Genomic DNA, 16,932 nt, shown 5'->3' with positions numbered 1-16,932 from the left:
TTCCATAAATAAGCATTTTTTTACTAAAATGTTATTCTTTTTTCTTAGGTCCTAGTAATGCTTCCAGCTCTTCTGCATTTAAGTCAATGATTCCATCATTGAACTGTAGTTCTTTTATTTGTACATGGTTTAACAGTTCTGATGGGGTGATTGAAAAAATCGTTGATACTACTACATGTAAGGGAAGTTCCTCTACTACTTTTTTGCGCCATTTCTTTTCAACACAATATTGCCATAACTGTTCCATTGTAATGGCATCATATTCATAAAGTTCAAACTCTTCCAGTTTGCTTTGTAAAACTAATTGCATTTTACGATAAAGCGACTCATAAGGAACTGCCACGACAATCCACCCCTAATCGTTAGTTTTAATGGTCGGTGTATTCGCATACCAATATTGTATATGAAACATAAAAAAAAGAGAAGGGATTGCACTGCTCATGGCTTCTTTTGTTAAAGGCACGCTTCTGTTGACCGTCGTTATTTTTTTATCTAAACTATTTGGTTTTGTTTATCGCATGCAATTTATGCGCATTGCGGGAGAAGAAGTTGTCGGTATTTATATGACGGCCTACCCTGCTTTTATTTTCTTTATCTCTTTAGTGCAACTCGGCTTACCAATTGCTTTAACAAAAGTGGTAGCAGAACTGTATGCCAAAGGGAAAATTACAGATACAAAAAGCGTCCTAAAAACGTGCCTACGTATTTCTACCGTTTCCATTTTAGTTTTATTACCGGTTCTTTGGTTTATTACACCAACGATTGCGGAAACTTTATTACAAAGTGAGGGGACACGCTATCCACTAATAGTCGCGATTTATACTGTACCCATCGTGGTGTATGCGGGGATTATTAAAGCTTATTTGCTCGGGTTAGGGAAAACAACACCTACTGCCTGGTCTTCCTTAATAGAGCAAACGATTCGCATTGCTGCTATTTCCTTTGCTCTGCCGTACTTATTAACCGATTCCAGTACGACAAATGCTGCATTTGCAATGGGCATGACCGCGCTTGGTGAATGTGCTGCCTTTATTTACTTACTGATCCACTATCATTTCGTGAAAATACGAACAGATAAAAAGGTAAGTACTTACCGCAGTGGACCACTGTTTCGTATTGCATTACCTTCAGCAGGCAGCAAGCTATTCGGTACATTTACGTGGTTTTTAGAGCCTATTGTGTTTTTAAAAGCACTCACAATTTCAGGTTTAACGGCAACAGCGGCGACTACTTTATATGGGGTGATTTCAGGGGTACATATCCCCCTCCTGCTCTTCCCAGCATTTATACCGGCAGCACTCGCGATTATTCTCATTCCTGCGATTAGTAATGCCGCAGCTGTTCAAAACGTTCGATTACTCAATCAACGGATTACGATTTCATTGCGCCTTTGCTCACTAATAGGGTGTTATGCCGCGACGTTTTTCTTGTTATACGGTGATTTTCTTGCAGTAGAACTATTTCACTTAAAAGATGAAACAAACTACATGAAAATACTGGCACCTATTTTTTATTTTTATTATATTCAAAGTCCGCTCCTGTCCATTTTACAGGCATTGGACCAAGCCCGCGTGGCGATGATGAATTCGATTTATGGTGGAATTGGGAAGCTGTTATTAATGCTCGTGTTGGCGGCACAGCCAATGCTACAACAGTACGGCGCTATTATTGCGATCGGGTTTGGTGTTTTACTTACTTCGTTTTTACATATTGCATCCGTTCGTAACAACCCAAAAATTGAAGTGGGCTTCCGTTTATTTGCTGCATCCTATGGTTGCTTTGTCGTCACATGTATTGTGCAATCCATGATTTCTTACAATTCCATGATTACAAGTATCGTAATAACATTTGCTTTATTAACCATTTTACTTGCCTTAACAAAACAAATTAACCTGTCTGATTTCCGTTACGTCCGTTTACTTTTTTCGCGCCTTTAACTGATAATGAATCTTCCCACCTTCATAACAACAATAAAACACCTCATCCGTAGTATGCACACCTTCGTCACGTAACTGATCTTCTAACCATTTTCGATCCTTACCGATAAATTTCAAATGTTTGTCATCGACATATCCATCTATGACGATTGGCAGGATGAACGGTTCATCGCCTTTTTTAAAAACTGATAGTTTACCAGACGGTTCTAGAAAAGCATAAGCAATACTTTGTACAGATGAAATACCTTGTTCACGTAACTGTTGAAATAAATCATCTAAATTATAGCGCTGTTTACGCATTTCAGCTTCTACAATCACACCGTCCCGAATGATAATTGTCGGATCACCATCAATCGTATCGCGCATTTTCTTATTTTTTAAAATAAAAAGGGCGTTTAAATACTGAATGGTAAATAGTAAAACAATCGGTACAACAGCTAACACTAATGACCGATCTAAATTATCGATTGCTAATGACGCTACTTCAGCAATGAGGACGTATACAGCAAAATCAAGCAAGCTTAGTTCTCCTACTTCTCGTTTTCCCATCAAGCGAAAAACAAGGAGCACGATAATATATAACACAATCGTACGAAAAGCAATGATCCAAAACTCAGCCATTTCCCACACCCCTTTTTCATTTCAGTGTGGGCGAACAAGTTAGGCATTATACAGAAAAAAGGAAGAGGATGTCCAGAAAGCTTTTACTTTCTGAACATCCCCTTGTCAATATCCATTACGAAATATTGCTCATGGGGTGGTCGCATCAACATGCCACCACCCTCCTTTTTATTATTCTACAACTCTGCCGATTGCTTGGCGTTCAAATTTTACAGTTGTATTATTAGCAATTTTTAAATAAATCGCTGTATCTTCAATTGCATCAATTTCGCCATGTAAGCCACCAATTGTAATGACTTTGTCACCTTTTTTTAGATCGTTTTGCATCGCAACTGTTGCTTTTTGTCGCTTTTGTGCTGGACGGATTAAAATAAACCACATCGCAACAAACATCAAAGCAATCATAATCAATTGTCCATATGCTGCATCCATATTATATAGACTCCTTTCGAAAATCTTATCTTTACTAGTATAGTATAAATTCTCATTATATGGCGAGATTTTCTATCGAATTCTTGAATTTTTCTATCATAAGAAAGGAATTTCTACAAAAACGATTAGAAATTCTTCGCATTCGGTTTATTATAACCGTATTTTTCGAAAAATTCTTCTTTAAAATCCCCAAGACGATCTTCTCGAATCGCTTGACGCACATCTTCCATGAGCTTAATTAAGAAGCGTAGATTATGATACGACGTTAAGCGTAGACCGAATGTTTCTTCCGTACGTAATAAATGACGCACATAAGCACGTGTATAGTTTTTACATGTGTAGCAATCACATGTTTCATCAATCGGACGGAAATCACGTGCATATTTCGCATTTTTAATGACCATACGTCCTTCTGATGTCATTAATGTACCGTTACGGGCAATTCGCGTTGGTAATACACAGTCAAACATATCAATCCCACGGATAGAACCATCAATCAGCGAATCAGGTGAACCAACCCCCATTAAATAACGCGGCTTGTCTGCTGGCATTAATGGTGCTGTAAAGTCTAATACTTTATTCATAATGTCTTTTGGCTCCCCAACGGATAAACCACCGATTGCATAGCCTGGGAAGTCTAGCTCTATTAACGCTTCTGCTGAACGACGACGCAAGTCTTCATATTCTCCCCCTTGAATAATCCCAAATAAGCCTTGCTCATCTGGACGCTGATGTGCTTCTTTACAACGTTTTGCCCAGCGTGTTGTACGATCTACAGACGCTAGCATATACTCATACGTCGCTGGAAACGGTGGACATTCATCAAACGCCATCATAATATCTGAGCCAAGGTCATTTTGAATTTCCATCGCTTTTTCAGGAGATAAAAATAATTTATCGCCATTTAAGTGATTACGGAAATGAACGCCTTCCTCTTCAATTTTACGGAATTGGCTAAGTGAAAACACTTGGAAGCCACCTGAATCTGTTAAAATGGGACGATCCCAGTTCATAAATTGATGCAATCCGCCTGCTTCTTTGACGATATCATTGCCTGGACGTAACCATAAGTGATACGTATTGGACAGGATAATGCCGGCATTCATTTCCTTTAATTCTTCTGGGCTCATCGCTTTTACGGTTGCTTGTGTCCCAACTGGCATAAATGTTGGCGTTTCAAACGATCCGTGTGGTGTGTGCACAATCCCAAGGCGCGCACCTGTTTGGGCACAAGTTTTAATTAATTCATAACGAATTGGTGGTTGTGTCATAAATAAAAGTCCTCTCATTTCTAAAGTAAAAACAGTACTTCGAATTTAATGGCCTGCTACATATTGATAACAAGCACATAAGTCTTAATTTTAGGTTGTCTGACAACGTTTTGCAAACTATTTCTTCGGACGAATAAACATCGCATCGCCAAAACTAAAGAAGCGGTAACGTTTCTTGACTGCCTCCTCATATGCCGATAAAATCGTTTCCTTTCCAGCTAATGCACTCACAAGCATTACAAGCGTAGACTTTGGCAAATGGAAGTTTGTAATGAGTCCGTCAATCGCTTTGTATTCATAACCAGGATAAATGAAAATATTTGTCCAGCCTTGCTCTGCTCGAATTTCACCGTTATATTTACTCGCAATCGTTTCAAGCGTACGCGTCGAAGTTGTCCCAACTGAAATAACACGACCACCTGCTTGTTTTACTCGGTTAATCGTTTGTGCGGCTTCTTCCGTTACACTATAAAATTCAGAATGCATATCATGTTCTTCGATTGAATCTACACTGACAGGGCGGAATGTGCCAAGTCCAACGTGCAATGTCACGAACACGACTTCAACACCTTTTGCTTTAATTTGCTCGAGCAAGTCTTCTGTAAAATGAAGACCTGCTGTCGGTGCTGCAGCTGAGCCGCGCTCACGAGCATATACCGTTTGATAACGGTCTTGGTCATCTAATTTTTCACGAATATACGGAGGGAGTGGCATCTCACCAAGCTGATCTAAAATCTCATAAAAAATGCCGTCATATTCAAATGTAAATGTACGTCCTCCATGCTCTAGCATACCCGTACATGTCGCTTTTAATAAGCCGTCGCCAAATGTCACAACCGTTCCTACTTTGACGCGCTTCGCAGGCTTGACAAGTGTTTCCCACTCATCTTCATTCGTTTGTTTCAACAGAAGCAATTCAATATTGGCCCCCGTATCTTCTTTTTCCCCCATAAGACGTGCTGGTAGTACACGTGTATCATTGAGTACGAGACAATCGCCTGCCTGTAATTCATGGACAATATGAGCAAATTGATGGTGCTCTACTTCTTTTGTATGTGGATTGACAACCATTAAACGACTCGCTGTTCGGTCAAGAAGCGGCGTTTGAGCAATCAATTCTTCCGGTAAGTAAAAATCAAAATCTTCTACTTTCATCTTTGTAACTTCCTATCATTTAATTTTGTTGTGGGTACGCATAGCCAAAATGCTCATACGCTAAATTTGTTGCGACGCGCCCTCTTGGTGTTCGTTGCATAAAGCCAATTTGCAATAAATAAGGCTCATACACTTCCTCAATCGTAATACGTTCTTCCCCAATGGACGCAGAAATCGTATCTAAGCCAACCGGACCACCTGTAAAGCGTTCAATGAGTGCAATCATTAATTTATGGTCAATATGATCTAAACCGCGAGGATCTACTTGCAATAGTTCAAGTGCTTGTTTGGATAAAGCAAGCGTAATCGTCCCGTCCCCTAGCACTTGTGCATAATCGCGCACACGTTTTAGCAGACGATTGGCAATACGCGGTGTCCCCCGAGAACGACGTGCCATCTCGTAAGCGGCTTGGTCATCAATTTCTACGTTAAATAGGTGTCCACTTCTGACCACAATGTGAGCAAGCGACTCCTCGTCATAATATTCTAAGCGTAGGTGGACACCAAAACGGTCACGAAGCGGTGCCGACAACGCCCCTACCCGTGTCGTTGCACCAACTAATGTAAACGGTGGTAAATCCAGTCGAACAGAACGTGCTTCTGGTCCTTTACCAATCACAATATCTAAGCAAAAGTCTTCCATTGCGGGATAGAGTACTTCTTCGATGGCGCGTGGCAGACGGTGAATTTCATCTATAAAAAGGACATCACCCGGCTCAAGTGAACTTAAAATGGCCGCTAAATCACCTGGACGCTCGATAGCAGGACCACTTGTCATTTTAATATTGACGCCCATCTCATTCGCGATAACAGCCGCTAGCGTTGTTTTTCCTAACCCCGGAGGACCATATAATAACACATGGTCAAGACTTTCCTCTCGCATTTTCGCTGCTTCGATAAAAACTTTTAAATTGTCCTTTACTTGCTGCTGACCGATATATTGGGAAAGCCGTTGAGGTCGTAGTGATAATTCAAATTGTTCATCAAAAGCGTTCGATTCACTTGATAATAAACGATCTGTCATCGCTCGTTCCCTCCTACTTCATTTTCAATAATACTTTTAATGCCTGCTTCATATATGCATCAGTTGTCGTTAAAGCTTCATCCTCCTCAAGCTGAGGTTTTACTTTCGCAAGCTCTTTTTCAGAGTAACCAAGAGCGATAAGTGCTAACATGGCTTCCTCTAGCTCGTGCGTATGCGGATTTACTCCAAATAGCGGTAGCTCGTCCTCTGTGCTTGGTAGCTCTACTACATCCATTAATGTCCCTAGTTTGCCCTTTAAATCCAAAATCATTTGGCGTGCTGTTTTTTTGCCTACCCCTGGAAACTTCACTAAAAAGGCTTCATCTTCCATCTCAATTGCTTGGATCACATGCGTTGGTGCCCCCGAAGCTAAAATGGCTAAAGCGCCTTTTGGTCCAATCCCTGATACTTGAATCAGTTTTCGGAATAATTCACGTTGCTCTAAACTCGTAAAACCGTATAATGTATGAGCATCTTCTCTCACATGCATATGTACATAAATTAGCTGTATGTGCTCATTTACTCGAAACGCATAAGGATTCGGTGTAAACAATTGATAGCCGATGTTCTGCACCTCTAACGCGATATATTCCGGTGTAATACGTGTAACTTGTCCTTTTACATAATCATACATTTGCTATTCCCCTCACATTCAACCTGTATATTATAGCACACTGTTCGCCTTTTCCCCGAACAATAAAACAAACAAAAAACCGCCAAATAGTTGACGGTTCATGTCATTATTTACATTTTATCAATTTGTTTCCTTAAGACTGGCCACATTTGTAATGCTTGATTTGTGAATGGTCGCACATATTGCAACAGCTGTTCTTTCTGCGCCTCATTCACTTGCAATAAATAAAGCCATTCCCGTAGCAATTCATTTGGATATAATAAATAATTCCTTTTTTGTCGGGTTATTTCTGCATACGGTTGTTCATTCAATAATGCATATATATCATAATTTACGTGAGGTAATACACGATGCATCCATAAAATCACTTCGTCAGCAGGATCTCCTAGGCACGCTAAATCAAAATCAATGATTGCAGGCTGATCACCAAGCAAAAAATTATGATGTACGACATCTCCATGAAGCAATGTGAACTTGGAAGTTTTACTAGCCTCTATTTTTCTAAGCGCCTGCTCCGTCATATTCGAAATGGTATAAAAATCCTTTCCCATTAAAGGGAGTAGCTCTTTTTCGTTATTTTTAAAACGAGCAAATCTTACTTCCCATTTTTTCAGTAAATCTTGCCTTGGAAGTAAAGCATCTTTCCATAGAACATTCGTTTCATGAAGAGCCTTTAACATCTCTAATGATTTCGTACGATCTTCCGTTTTTTCGTAGTTCGCAGGTCTACCATGTACCCATTGATGCACGATATATGGTGTACTCTTTTGAGAGGTGATCGGTGCAATATATGGAAAATGATTTTTCATTAGCTTTTTATGAATAAAGCGCACCTTATCCGCAATAAATGCATCGTCATAGTATTTTACGAAAAATGCACCCTTTTCCGTATCATAGCGCCAACAATTTTCTTTTAGCTGCATCTCTTAACGCCAAGGCGGCTGTTGATGGGGATGACAATACGGGTTGAAGGGTGGTTGTGTGTGTTGTTCCATTTGTCTCATATCTTGATAATAACCTTGTACTTGCTGCTCTTTATCCTCACATTGTGGACGAGTCTGTTCACAAGCATCTACGGGTTGCTGACAAGGGACTGGTTGCCACATAGACGGATGGTGCATTGGCTGCTGCCACATCGGTTGTTGCCACATCGACTGGTCATGCATCGGCTGCTGCCACATTGGTTGCCACATGGATGGGTCATGCATTGGTTGTTGCCACATTGGTTGTTGGTGCATCGGTTGACAGCACATTGATTGATGATGCATCATCGGTGACCAACACATTGGTTGCTGGTACATTGGTTGTTGCCACATCGATTGGTCATGCATTGGTTGTTGCCACATCGGTTGTTCATGCATTGGTTGCTGCCACATTGGCTGTTCATGCATTGGTTGCTGGTACATTGGCTGTTCATGTACAGATTCCTCATCCATCGATTGGTCATACATGGATTCTTCATCCATCATGTCCTTTACGTGTTGCTCTGGCATTACTGGTTGTTGGGGCATTGGCTGTTGGGGCATCATTTGTTGTTCCGGCATGAACTGCGGCATCATTGGTAGTTGTGGCATCATCTGTGGTTGATAAATGACTTGTGGATACATCGGTTGTTGATAAATCGTTTGTTGATAAATTGGCGGCTGTTGTGGTGACATACAGGACACGCACCATTGTGGCGGCATCATTGCGGCTGGATTATAAGTTGGTTGGTACATTTCTGCCTCCATAGACTCCTCTACAAGCGGCAATTCTTTAACCGGTTTCCATTCTGTTTCTTTTTCTTCAACGCTTGGCATAACCTTCGTTTTCACACTGTGGACATCCTCTTTCTTAGTCCCCATAGCAGTGTCTGGCAAGAAAATTTCCATTCCCGGTACGATATAATCAGGATTCGCTAGTTGCGCATTGAGTCTTTTTAACTCATCAAAACCAATGCCATACTGTTTCGCGATTTTCCATAATGTATCACCTTTTTGCACAATATGAACTCGCATCGATTGCCTCCTTTTCTCGCTATAGCATATGCCTACCTATAAAAAACGACACAAATTTCGCGCGGAAAGACAGCTATCATGATACACTATGCTTACAACAAATGTTTTTTGACATTTAGAGGTGATTTAGATGAAGAAAATGCTAGGAGAAGAGCGCCGTCTCGAACTTTTAAATCTATTAAAACAACAAAATGGACCGATTACAGGAACAGATTTAGCTAAACATGCAAATGTATCCCGCCAAGTTGTTGTCAATGATATGAATTTATTAAAGGCGCGTAATGAGCCCATCGTGGCGACTAGTCAGGGCTACTTGTATATGAAAGAACAAAGCACCGCTTCCTATGAACGCAAAATTGTATGCATGCACACTGCAGATGAAACACGCGATGAAATGTATACTATTGTTGACTGCGGTGTAACGATTCAAAATGTTCTTATTGAACATCCTGTTTATGGCGAGATTACCGCCTCCATTTTAGTGTCCAACCGTGTTGAGGTCGATTTGTTTTTAGAAAAGCTTGAACAAACAAAAGCAAGCTTCCTATCGGCTCTAACAGATGGTACCCACTTGCATGTGATTTCGGCCCCAAGTGAAGCACTTCTTGATAAAGCAGAAGCAAGCCTTCGTGAAAAGGGGTACTTAATCGAAAACTAAAAATAGGGCCGTCTCAAAAAATATGAGACGGCCCTATTTTATGCTTTCATCTTGTTAATTATTTTATGGTAAATCGGCTTCATATGTTCTTCAGTTGAATATGCATCCAACTGATTAATTGGTAACCAAGCTACTCCGCTATTTTCTGCTTCTGCAATCGTCAATGCTTGTGCATCATCGGCTTCAATTAAATATGTAACATTTAAATGGAGATGTGGTGAAATAAATTTCCCCTTCTTCACATGCCCAATAACGGTTAATACATCGAGGGAAAAAATATCGGTTGTGACTGGTTGTAAATTCGATACCCCTGTCTCTTCTTGCACTTCTCGAAGCGCAACCGCTAAAAAATCGGTTTCCCCGTCTGCATGCCCCCCTGTCCAACTCCATGAATTATAAATATTATGATGTACCATAAGTACTTTTGTCCGTGCTTTATTGACCACAAACCCTGAACATGTCATATGTGCTACTTCATTTTCGCGCGTTAAAATCTCATCAAACGTTGTCAGGCATTTCATGATGATTTGCTTATCTGCCATTTCTTGCTCATTAAATGGTTGATAATTCATTAATTGCTCTTGCCACATACATTACCCACCTTTTATGTTAATACAGCCATTATATCACGACAAAAATCGCGCCTGCTGTTCTTTTGAAAGGAGCATGCATACTTCTTTTTGTCCAAACCACTTATAACGGTTTTTAGCAACAAACGCATAAAGCCTATCCCGTATAGGACGCGGCACTACGATGGCAATATACAAAAACCGCCAAAATCCTTGCAAACTTTTGGCGATGTGAAGGGCGGCTGTTGACTTTGTGTACGCTTGATGATGCTCAATCAGCACGACACTATCGATCCCTTGAAGGTGATATTGTTTCACAAGTTGCTGCCCTACTTCACTTTGCAAAGAAGCAAAATGAAAGATGCCTCCGTCCCGTTTTAAAATAAACCGCACACTGGCATCACAAACATTACATACACCATCAAACAAAATAATGCGCATTTAATCCTCTCATTCTGGTGTGTTATACGTATAGTATGTACCAAGTGATTTGACAGAGCAACCAAGGGCATTTAGCTCCTCTACGGCACCTTTCATCATCGGTTCATGCTCATCTGCTGACACATCAATAATAAAGAAGTAATCACCCAGTCCTGTTTTTAATGGACGTGATTCGATTTTACTTAAATTTAATTTGCGCCAAGCAAAAACAGAAAGCACTTGATGCAATGACCCCGAAACATCATCTTCCGGTAACGTTATCATAAAGGTTGTTTTCGGACCACTTGTCGCTTCTTCTTTCGGTAAGCGTAAATTTTGCTTCGATAACACGAAGAAGCGTGTATGATTAAAATGAAAATCGTGAATATTTTTCTCTACGATTGCTAATCCGTATTTCTCCGCGGCAGACGAGTTACCAATTGCCGCAATACATTCATCTGGTGATTCCGATACAAGTTTAGCCGCTGCTGCCGTTGAAGAATATTGATGTAATGGCACACTGCTGAAATTATAAAATAAGTATTTATGACACTGTGCAAGAGCATGTGGATGTGAATAAACCCCGTTAATATTGCGCCAATTATTCACTTGATTTTTATGTACCATTAAGTGTTGCTGTATTTTAGATAATACTTCCGCCGTGACAAAAAGCGTTGCCTCATGAAATAAATAATCTACCGTCAGCGGGACGGACCCTTCTAACGCATTTTCAATTGGTACAACAGCTAAATCCACTTTCCCCTCTGCTACAGCCTCAATACATTCTGGAATCGTTGTGCATGGGATCAACCATTCATTTTCAAATAATCCTTTTGCCGCTAAATATGTAAATGATGCTTCTGGTCCTAAATAGGCAATCCGTTTTCCCCATTGCTCTCCTACCGTCATATCCAATCCTCCAAACACTTTCATTTCTAAATTTTCAGTTAATGCTATGTAAAAAGAGAGAGCGCAATAGTGCGCTCTACTCTGTTATAAAGCACCTGAGCTAATAACCTCAGCAGCCTCTACAAAATCTAAATGCTTTAAACTTCGCATTAATTCATCTAATTCATCCGTCATACTCGTTACATCCAATGATAATGTCACGTTTGCACGCCCCTGAATCGGAATCGTTTGATGAATCGTTAACACATTACAATGTGCATCTGATACCATTTCAAGTAACTTTGCTAATGCACCTTTTCGATCCTGTAATTGGATAAACACAGTTAAAATACGCTCTTTCACAATGGAGTGGAAAGGAAAAACGGCATCGCGATATTTATAAAAGGCACTCCGTGATAAATCGACTTCTTTCACAGCGTCCCAAATGGAAGCAACTTTTCCACTTTGAAGCAATTGTTTTGCTTCTAACGTTTTTTGCATTGCATCTGTTAGGACGTCTTCACGCACTAAATAATATCGTTGATTTGCAACGTTTTTCATAATTTTCCCCCCGCACTTTTCAAAGCCTTAGTCAATAAATTCAAATTCAAATTCGAGTAAGCGAACTGTATCGCCATCTTTGGCCCCACGTTCACGTAATGCCTCATCCACACCCATTGCACGTAATTGGCGCGCAAAACGACGAATACCGTCTTCACGGCTAAAGTCTGTCATCTTAAATAGGCGTTCAATTGAACCACCAGAAAGAATCCATGCACCATCGTCATCACGTGTAATTTCAAAGCCGTCTTTCTTCGATTCATGTTTATACAGAACTGTTGCGTCTGATTCTTCCTCTTCCACTTCATGTAATTGGAATTCAGGTGTCACTTCTAATAAATCTGCAATTTCAAATAATAGTGGTTTTAACCCTTGACGAGACACAGCTGAAATTGGGAAGACTTTTACATCCGGACCAACTTTTTTCTTGAACTCTTCTAAATTTTCTTCCGCATTCGGCATATCCATTTTATTGGCTACCACTAGTTGTGGACGCTCTGTTAAACGTAAATTATATTGCTCTAATTCGTTGTTAATCGTTACGTAATCTTCATACGGATCGCGCCCTTCCATGCCGCTCATATCCACAACATGCACGATAACACGTGTACGCTCAATATGACGTAAAAATTGCATGCCTAGGCCTACGCCTTGGTGCGCGCCTTCGATTAACCCTGGTAAATCTGCCATAGCAAATGAGCGACCATCTTCCGTTTCAACCATTCCTAAGTTTGGTACGATTGTTGTGAAATGGTATGCACCAATTTTTGGCTTTGCAGCGGATACAACAGATAAAAGTGTTGATTTCCCAACTGATGGGAAGCCGACTAATCCAACATCTGCTAACACCTTTAATTCTAAAATAACATCTAATTCTTGACCTGGTTCGCCTTTTTCAGCAAGCTCTGGTGCTGGATTTGCTGGTGTGGCAAAACGTGAGTTACCACGGCCACCTCGCCCTGCTTTCGCAATAACTGCACGTTGACCATGCTCAACTAAATCTGCAATAACAGCTTTTGTTTCAGCATTGATTACAACCGTTCCTGGTGGCACTTTGACGATTAAATCTTCCGCTTTACGACCATGCATACCTTTACTCATACCGTGCTCACCACGTTCAGCTTTAAAGTGGCGTTTGTAGCGGAAGTCCATTAACGTACGTAAGCCCTCTTCTACCTCGAACACAACATTACCGCCGTGACCGCCATCTCCACCAGCTGGTCCACCATTTGGTACATATTTTTCACGACGGAAGGCTACCATACCATCTCCGCCGTCTCCACCTTTTACATAAATCTTGACGTGATCTACAAACATACCGTTCACTCCCTAATTTTGCATAACAAACTTCCAAGACGTTGTCGTTTGTTCCAACGTTTTGATTTGCAGTGCATTTAATTCCTTATTAAAATGTAGTGCCTCGTTAAACTGTCCTGTAAAATGAACAGTAATTTCAAATTCATCCCCAGCACCTACAATATCGATTTGTAGCTGTTGTTCCGAAAAAGGATCTAACCGGTCATACACATGAAGGATTGTTTCTTCCAAGTATTGAACAATTAGCTCGTCCCATTGTTCGTTTAAAGCTTTTGTTATATTGGTAGAGAACTCCATTTGAAATTCAGGATAACGCCATCTTAACGTCTGTAAGTATTCAATCATTTTGGGCAGACCGATTTTATTTAACTGAGAGACATTTTGACATTGGGCCACAATGTCATAAATAAGTTCTTTTGCTTCCTCAATACGCTCTAAGTCAAGGTTCATCTTAATTAAATGAAGGTGATTTAAAAAATCATGGTTTGCATAACGTAATACTTGTTGTACCGTTAAAGATTGTTCCGTCATTTTATTCACTCCAATAAAGTTATCTTACATAGTATAACAATTTTTATTCCACATTTCCTTTAAAACGTAATACTTAGAACAGTTCAATCTTCATTCGAAAGAAAAGAAGCCGTCTGAAAAGATATTTTAAGGTGACTTCTTTACGACTACTACTGGACCCATATTTTTTAGTACATATGTATCAAGAAGTGAAGGGGGTGTCCCGAAAGTTTTCACTTTCTGGACACCCCCCCTCAGGCTGTTGATACTTGCCTCGTTTGTCCGCTCATGAACCTCGCGTCTTCCCTTGGCTACGCGCCCTTGTATGGCAAGCGTTTTCAAGACAGCATGAGCAATCTGTTCAAGAGTGATCTAAAAATACGTGTAGACAAAGTCAACATGTGACTTTGTCTACACTTTAAAGAATTGCTCTTTATTTGCAAGATTATGCTTCTTGAGCTACTGGGTATACAGATACTTTCTTTTTATCGCGGCCCATGCGTTCGAATTTTACAACGCCATCAACTTTCGCGAATAAAGTATCGTCACCACCACGACCTACGTTTGTACCTGGGTAAATTTTTGTACCGCGTTGACGGTAAAGAATTGAACCACCAGTTACGAATTGGCCATCAGCACGTTTTGCGCCAAGACGTTTTGCTTCAGAATCACGTCCGTTTTTTGTAGAACCTACACCTTTTTTAGATGCGAAGAACTGAAGATCTAATGTTAATAACATTTCCATTATGTTCCACCTCCTACACCGTTTTGTATTTTAATTCGATATAATCTGAATAACTAGCAGTCATCGTGTAAAATTGTGTAACCATAGTATTCAAAATTACTTGTAATTTGTCGTCTGTTTCAGTATCCAAGTCATTTGGTAGCATTACTTTTAAGTAACCACCTTCAGCACCTTGTTCAATCTGTGGTTCGATTCCTGTAATATGATGAATCGCATTTACTGCACCAAAAGAAACAGCAGATGCACCAGCACATACTAAATCACGCCCATAAACATCGGAAAGTGCATGACCTGAGATTTCAAATCCATACGATTTACGATTTTCATCGCTATAAATAGTTACCGTAATCATCCGGTTCACCTCAAAATTAAGCGTTGATTGCTTCAACAACTAATTTAGTGTATGGTTGACGGTGACCTTGTTTACGACGGTAGTTTTTCTTCGCTTTCATTTTGAAAACAGTGATTTTCTTAGCGCGACCTTCTTTTACAACTTTCGCTGTAACAGTTGCACCAGCAACAGTTGGAGCACCAACTTTAACTGTTTCTCCACCTACGAATAAAACTTTGTCAAACGTTACGATTTCGTCAGCAGCCACACCTAGTTTTTCAACATAGATTTCTTGACCTGCTTCAACTTTGATTTGTTTACCACCAGTTTCGATAATTGCGTACATTAAAATGCACCTCCTCTTAGACTAAGACTCGCCTGTTATTGAAAGGTGATCACCTTCTGTGATACTTAGGCACCTTACCAGCGCGGTTGTAGCGGGTGCTACAAACAATAACATTAAAATACTATCATGCCCTGATTGTTAAGTCAACCGATTCATAATAACTTTTTCAAATGCTGTTCGATATTTTCGGAATCGCCATTCATCTAGTATTTCACTCCACAGGAGAAGACTTAACATAACGAAAAAAATAGATTGTGGTAGCATTAGTAACATTGCGCCCACCGCTATTGTGATTAAACATAAAGAAATAGATACATACCCTTCATAAATTGCCTTTTTAGGTTTAAATTTTAGTAAACTATTACAAAGGATTTGTCCACCATCGAGCGGGTATATTGGTAAAAGATTAACGCATAGCAGAACTAATTGAATCGTCGCAAAATCTTTTTGAAATAATGATGGGATAAAAGGGCTTATCAAATAGGCAAGCAATGTAAAAATAGGACCGCCGATCGCAATCCATATAAGTGCTGTATAAGAAATAGCCTGTCCTTTAAAAAATTGTATCCGTGCCCCAAACGGTAATAGCGTGACATCCTTTACTTTTGCGCCTACTAATTTTGCAATGAGAAGATGCCCTGCCTCATGCCAAAGAAGTGACACGAGGACAAGGAAGTATTGTGCAATGTTTCCACTCAACGCCCATAGCAATAACATCATCAAAAATACTGGATGAATTTTTATCTTAGCCATGATCCTTAATCCACTCGACCGTCTCTTCTAAGCTTAGTACACGACCATTTTTTTCGATTTGAATAAATAGTTCTCCCTGTTCCTTCATCGCAATCACTTCACCTTGTGCAACTGTACTATACGGTAGATGATAGAAGTCATCGATAAAACCATACGTCACAGTATACCCATCATCATAAGATATCGAAATGACCTTTCCTGTTCGTGCTGTATGTCCAGTGTAAACCATGACACCTGACTGCGTTGCCGTAATGGTAATTGGGTCTTCATATGATAACTTAAATCCTTGATCGTATCGCTTAATGGCAACGAATTTCACAAGCACTTTTTGATTCGTCGAAGCAACTTCCACGACTTCGTCATCAGAAAATAATTCATTTACTGTATTTCGCATCACTGTCATGTGCTCTGTACTATACACAACGCTTGTAATGAATTGCCTGACAGATTCATTTGAACTATTTAATCCGATATATATGACAATACATAGAGCAAGCGAAGTTAGCCATTGCCATGCTTTCATGCCACCATCCTTTTTATACTATATGAATTATCAGAAAAGTCGATACCATTACAAAGCAACATCTCAACTAAAATAGGCCGAGATGCTGTTGCCTCTTTGTCCATAGCCATAAAATTTCGTAAAAAACATACTAACATTAGTAGTACAAACCACGGCCATGGTTTGTGCTACTATTTTTTTATAGTAGAAGTGAAGGAAAGCCGAACAGCCCCTGGGATCATTTAAGAATCCGTATTAAAA

General features: G+C 40.0%; 22 protein-coding genes and 1 other annotated feature. Of the genes, 2 read left to right on the top strand and 20 right to left on the bottom strand.

Annotated features, from left to right (window positions below; genetic code table 11):
- Positions 1 to 31 precede the first annotated feature (31 nt).
- Entirely contained in the window at positions 32 to 343 is a 312-nt protein-coding gene (locus AAGS61_RS19385) for a post-transcriptional regulator (protein WP_391375875.1), read from the bottom strand.
- A 97-nt stretch (positions 344 to 440) separates the two neighbouring features.
- Here AAGS61_RS19385 and AAGS61_RS19380 point away from each other — a divergent pair, with 97 nt between their 5' ends.
- The gene (locus AAGS61_RS19380) at positions 441 to 1,937 is read left to right on the top strand and encodes a putative polysaccharide biosynthesis protein (protein WP_391375872.1); all 1,497 of its coding nucleotides are present in this window, start codon (positions 441 to 443) and stop codon (positions 1,935 to 1,937) included.
- Here the strand turns inward: AAGS61_RS19380 and AAGS61_RS19375 are convergent.
- The 8 genes from AAGS61_RS19375 to safA form a co-directional block, all read right to left on the bottom strand.
- Positions 1,917 to 2,558 carry a DUF421 domain-containing protein gene (locus tag AAGS61_RS19375; RefSeq protein WP_391375869.1) on the bottom strand — a complete coding sequence of 214 codons (642 nt, stop codon included), beginning with the start codon at positions 2,556 to 2,558 and terminating at the stop codon, positions 1,917 to 1,919. The two genes, AAGS61_RS19380 and AAGS61_RS19375, sit on opposite strands and share 21 nt — an antisense overlap.
- A 171-nt stretch (positions 2,559 to 2,729) precedes the next feature.
- Positions 2,730 to 2,990 carry a preprotein translocase subunit YajC gene (yajC, locus tag AAGS61_RS19370; protein WP_391375866.1) on the bottom strand — a complete coding sequence of 87 codons (261 nt, stop codon included), beginning with the start codon at positions 2,988 to 2,990 and terminating at the stop codon, positions 2,730 to 2,732.
- 125 nt (positions 2,991 to 3,115) lie between these two features.
- The gene (tgt, locus tag AAGS61_RS19365; protein ID WP_391375863.1) at positions 3,116 to 4,261 is read right to left on the bottom strand and encodes a tRNA guanosine(34) transglycosylase Tgt; all 1,146 of its coding nucleotides are present in this window, start codon (positions 4,259 to 4,261) and stop codon (positions 3,116 to 3,118) included.
- A gap of 117 nt (positions 4,262 to 4,378) precedes the next feature.
- Entirely contained in the window at positions 4,379 to 5,416 is a 1,038-nt protein-coding gene (gene queA / locus AAGS61_RS19360; protein ID WP_391375861.1) for a tRNA preQ1(34) S-adenosylmethionine ribosyltransferase-isomerase QueA, read from the bottom strand.
- 19 nt (positions 5,417 to 5,435) lie between these two features.
- Entirely contained in the window at positions 5,436 to 6,440 is a 1,005-nt protein-coding gene (ruvB, locus tag AAGS61_RS19355) for a Holliday junction branch migration DNA helicase RuvB (RefSeq protein ID WP_391375859.1), read from the bottom strand.
- A gap of 13 nt (positions 6,441 to 6,453) precedes the next feature.
- On the bottom strand, positions 6,454 to 7,074 hold the full coding sequence (ruvA, locus tag AAGS61_RS19350) for a Holliday junction branch migration protein RuvA (RefSeq protein WP_391375857.1): 621 nt from the start codon (positions 7,072 to 7,074) through the stop codon (positions 6,454 to 6,456).
- 110 nt (positions 7,075 to 7,184) lie between these two features.
- Positions 7,185 to 7,997, bottom strand: a complete 813-nt coding sequence (locus AAGS61_RS19345; protein WP_391375855.1) for a phosphotransferase — start codon at positions 7,995 to 7,997, stop codon at positions 7,185 to 7,187.
- Between the two features lie 3 nt (positions 7,998 to 8,000).
- On the bottom strand, positions 8,001 to 9,071 hold the full coding sequence (gene safA, locus AAGS61_RS19340) for a SafA/ExsA family spore coat assembly protein (RefSeq protein ID WP_391375853.1): 1,071 nt from the start codon (positions 9,069 to 9,071) through the stop codon (positions 8,001 to 8,003).
- Positions 9,072 to 9,201: 130 nt separating this feature from the next.
- On the opposite strand from safA, the gene AAGS61_RS19335 reads away from it, so the two are divergent.
- The gene (locus tag AAGS61_RS19335; protein ID WP_391375851.1) at positions 9,202 to 9,729 is read left to right on the top strand and encodes a transcription repressor NadR; all 528 of its coding nucleotides are present in this window, start codon (positions 9,202 to 9,204) and stop codon (positions 9,727 to 9,729) included.
- 38 nt (positions 9,730 to 9,767) lie between these two features.
- Here the strand turns inward: AAGS61_RS19335 and AAGS61_RS19330 are convergent, their stop codons facing one another.
- The 11 genes from AAGS61_RS19330 to AAGS61_RS19280 all read right to left on the bottom strand — a co-directional run bounded on the left by AAGS61_RS19330 (position 9,768) and on the right by AAGS61_RS19280 (position 16,692).
- Positions 9,768 to 10,319 carry an NUDIX hydrolase gene (locus AAGS61_RS19330; RefSeq protein WP_391375849.1) on the bottom strand — a complete coding sequence of 184 codons (552 nt, stop codon included), beginning with the start codon at positions 10,317 to 10,319 and terminating at the stop codon, positions 9,768 to 9,770.
- A gap of 36 nt (positions 10,320 to 10,355) precedes the next feature.
- Entirely contained in the window at positions 10,356 to 10,739 is a 384-nt protein-coding gene (locus AAGS61_RS19325) for a thiol-disulfide oxidoreductase DCC family protein (protein WP_391375847.1), read from the bottom strand.
- Between the two features lie 9 nt (positions 10,740 to 10,748).
- Positions 10,749 to 11,627, bottom strand: coding sequence for a prephenate dehydratase (gene pheA, locus AAGS61_RS19320; protein ID WP_391375846.1), 879 nt, complete (start codon positions 11,625 to 11,627; stop codon positions 10,749 to 10,751).
- 84 nt (positions 11,628 to 11,711) lie between these two features.
- On the bottom strand, positions 11,712 to 12,167 hold the full coding sequence (locus AAGS61_RS19315) for an ACT domain-containing protein (RefSeq protein ID WP_391375844.1): 456 nt from the start codon (positions 12,165 to 12,167) through the stop codon (positions 11,712 to 11,714).
- Between the two features lie 27 nt (positions 12,168 to 12,194).
- A complete protein-coding gene (obgE, locus tag AAGS61_RS19310) occupies positions 12,195 to 13,484 on the bottom strand; it encodes a GTPase ObgE (protein WP_391375841.1) in 1,290 nt (429 codons plus the stop codon).
- 12 nt (positions 13,485 to 13,496) lie between these two features.
- Positions 13,497 to 14,015, bottom strand: a complete 519-nt coding sequence (locus AAGS61_RS19305; protein WP_391375838.1) for a Spo0B domain-containing protein — start codon at positions 14,013 to 14,015, stop codon at positions 13,497 to 13,499.
- Between the two features lie 424 nt (positions 14,016 to 14,439).
- Positions 14,440 to 14,733 carry a 50S ribosomal protein L27 gene (gene rpmA, locus AAGS61_RS19300; RefSeq protein ID WP_391375923.1) on the bottom strand — a complete coding sequence of 98 codons (294 nt, stop codon included), beginning with the start codon at positions 14,731 to 14,733 and terminating at the stop codon, positions 14,440 to 14,442.
- 19 nt (positions 14,734 to 14,752) lie between these two features.
- Positions 14,753 to 15,091, bottom strand: coding sequence for a ribosomal-processing cysteine protease Prp (locus tag AAGS61_RS19295; protein WP_391375835.1), 339 nt, complete (start codon positions 15,089 to 15,091; stop codon positions 14,753 to 14,755).
- A gap of 16 nt (positions 15,092 to 15,107) precedes the next feature.
- Positions 15,108 to 15,416, bottom strand: coding sequence for a 50S ribosomal protein L21 (gene rplU, locus AAGS61_RS19290; RefSeq protein WP_293920766.1), 309 nt, complete (start codon positions 15,414 to 15,416; stop codon positions 15,108 to 15,110).
- Between the two features lie 14 nt (positions 15,417 to 15,430).
- Positions 15,431 to 15,514: a sequence feature (ribosomal protein L21 leader region), on the bottom strand.
- Between the two features lie 40 nt (positions 15,515 to 15,554).
- Positions 15,555 to 16,169 carry a M50 family metallopeptidase gene (locus AAGS61_RS19285; protein ID WP_391375831.1) on the bottom strand — a complete coding sequence of 205 codons (615 nt, stop codon included), beginning with the start codon at positions 16,167 to 16,169 and terminating at the stop codon, positions 15,555 to 15,557.
- Positions 16,162 to 16,692 carry a M23 family metallopeptidase gene (locus AAGS61_RS19280; RefSeq protein WP_391375828.1) on the bottom strand — a complete coding sequence of 177 codons (531 nt, stop codon included), beginning with the start codon at positions 16,690 to 16,692 and terminating at the stop codon, positions 16,162 to 16,164. Before AAGS61_RS19280 ends, AAGS61_RS19285 begins: the two co-directional genes overlap by 8 nt.
- Between the last annotated feature and the right edge of the window lie 240 nt (positions 16,693 to 16,932).

Source organism: Lysinibacillus sp. KU-BSD001, from assembly GCF_042920265.1.
Taxonomy (GTDB): Bacteria; Bacillota; Bacilli; order Bacillales_A; family Planococcaceae; genus Lysinibacillus_B.
Note: the sequence above shows the minus strand (reverse complement) of the source record. Positions and strands in the feature narration are given on the sequence as shown.

Bases quoted from the DNA above. Each gene is read 5' to 3' on its own strand.
- queA (WP_391375861.1), bottom strand. From the start codon at position 5,416: ATGAAAGTAGAAGATTTTGATTTTTACTTACCGGAAGAATTGATTGCT.
- AAGS61_RS19315 (WP_391375844.1), bottom strand. From the start codon at position 12,167: ATGAAAAACGTTGCAAATCAACGATATTATTTAGTGCGTGAAGACGTC.
- AAGS61_RS19295 (WP_391375835.1), bottom strand. From the start codon at position 15,091: ATGATTACGGTAACTATTTATAGCGATGAAAATCGTAAATCGTATGGA.
- pheA (WP_391375846.1), bottom strand. From the start codon at position 11,627: ATGACGGTAGGAGAGCAATGGGGAAAACGGATTGCCTATTTAGGACCA.
- yajC (WP_391375866.1), bottom strand. From the start codon at position 2,990: ATGGATGCAGCATATGGACAATTGATTATGATTGCTTTGATGTTTGTT.
- safA (WP_391375853.1), bottom strand. From the start codon at position 9,071: ATGCGAGTTCATATTGTGCAAAAAGGTGATACATTATGGAAAATCGCG.
- AAGS61_RS19280 (WP_391375828.1), bottom strand. From the start codon at position 16,692: ATGAAAGCATGGCAATGGCTAACTTCGCTTGCTCTATGTATTGTCATA.
- AAGS61_RS19375 (WP_391375869.1), bottom strand. From the start codon at position 2,558: ATGGCTGAGTTTTGGATCATTGCTTTTCGTACGATTGTGTTATATATT.
- AAGS61_RS19305 (WP_391375838.1), bottom strand. From the start codon at position 14,015: ATGACGGAACAATCTTTAACGGTACAACAAGTATTACGTTATGCAAAC.
- AAGS61_RS19325 (WP_391375847.1), bottom strand. From the start codon at position 10,739: ATGCGCATTATTTTGTTTGATGGTGTATGTAATGTTTGTGATGCCAGT.
- ruvA (WP_391375857.1), bottom strand. From the start codon at position 7,074: ATGTATGATTATGTAAAAGGACAAGTTACACGTATTACACCGGAATAT.
- AAGS61_RS19285 (WP_391375831.1), bottom strand. From the start codon at position 16,169: ATGGCTAAGATAAAAATTCATCCAGTATTTTTGATGATGTTATTGCTA.
- AAGS61_RS19380 (WP_391375872.1), top strand. From the start codon at position 441: ATGGCTTCTTTTGTTAAAGGCACGCTTCTGTTGACCGTCGTTATTTTT.
- ruvB (WP_391375859.1), bottom strand. From the start codon at position 6,440: ATGACAGATCGTTTATTATCAAGTGAATCGAACGCTTTTGATGAACAA.
- AAGS61_RS19335 (WP_391375851.1), top strand. From the start codon at position 9,202: ATGAAGAAAATGCTAGGAGAAGAGCGCCGTCTCGAACTTTTAAATCTA.
- tgt (WP_391375863.1), bottom strand. From the start codon at position 4,261: ATGACACAACCACCAATTCGTTATGAATTAATTAAAACTTGTGCCCAA.
- AAGS61_RS19345 (WP_391375855.1), bottom strand. From the start codon at position 7,997: ATGCAGCTAAAAGAAAATTGTTGGCGCTATGATACGGAAAAGGGTGCA.
- AAGS61_RS19330 (WP_391375849.1), bottom strand. From the start codon at position 10,319: ATGTGGCAAGAGCAATTAATGAATTATCAACCATTTAATGAGCAAGAA.
- obgE (WP_391375841.1), bottom strand. From the start codon at position 13,484: ATGTTTGTAGATCACGTCAAGATTTATGTAAAAGGTGGAGACGGCGGA.
- rpmA (WP_391375923.1), bottom strand. From the start codon at position 14,733: ATGTTATTAACATTAGATCTTCAGTTCTTCGCATCTAAAAAAGGTGTA.
- rplU (WP_293920766.1), bottom strand. From the start codon at position 15,416: ATGTACGCAATTATCGAAACTGGTGGTAAACAAATCAAAGTTGAAGCA.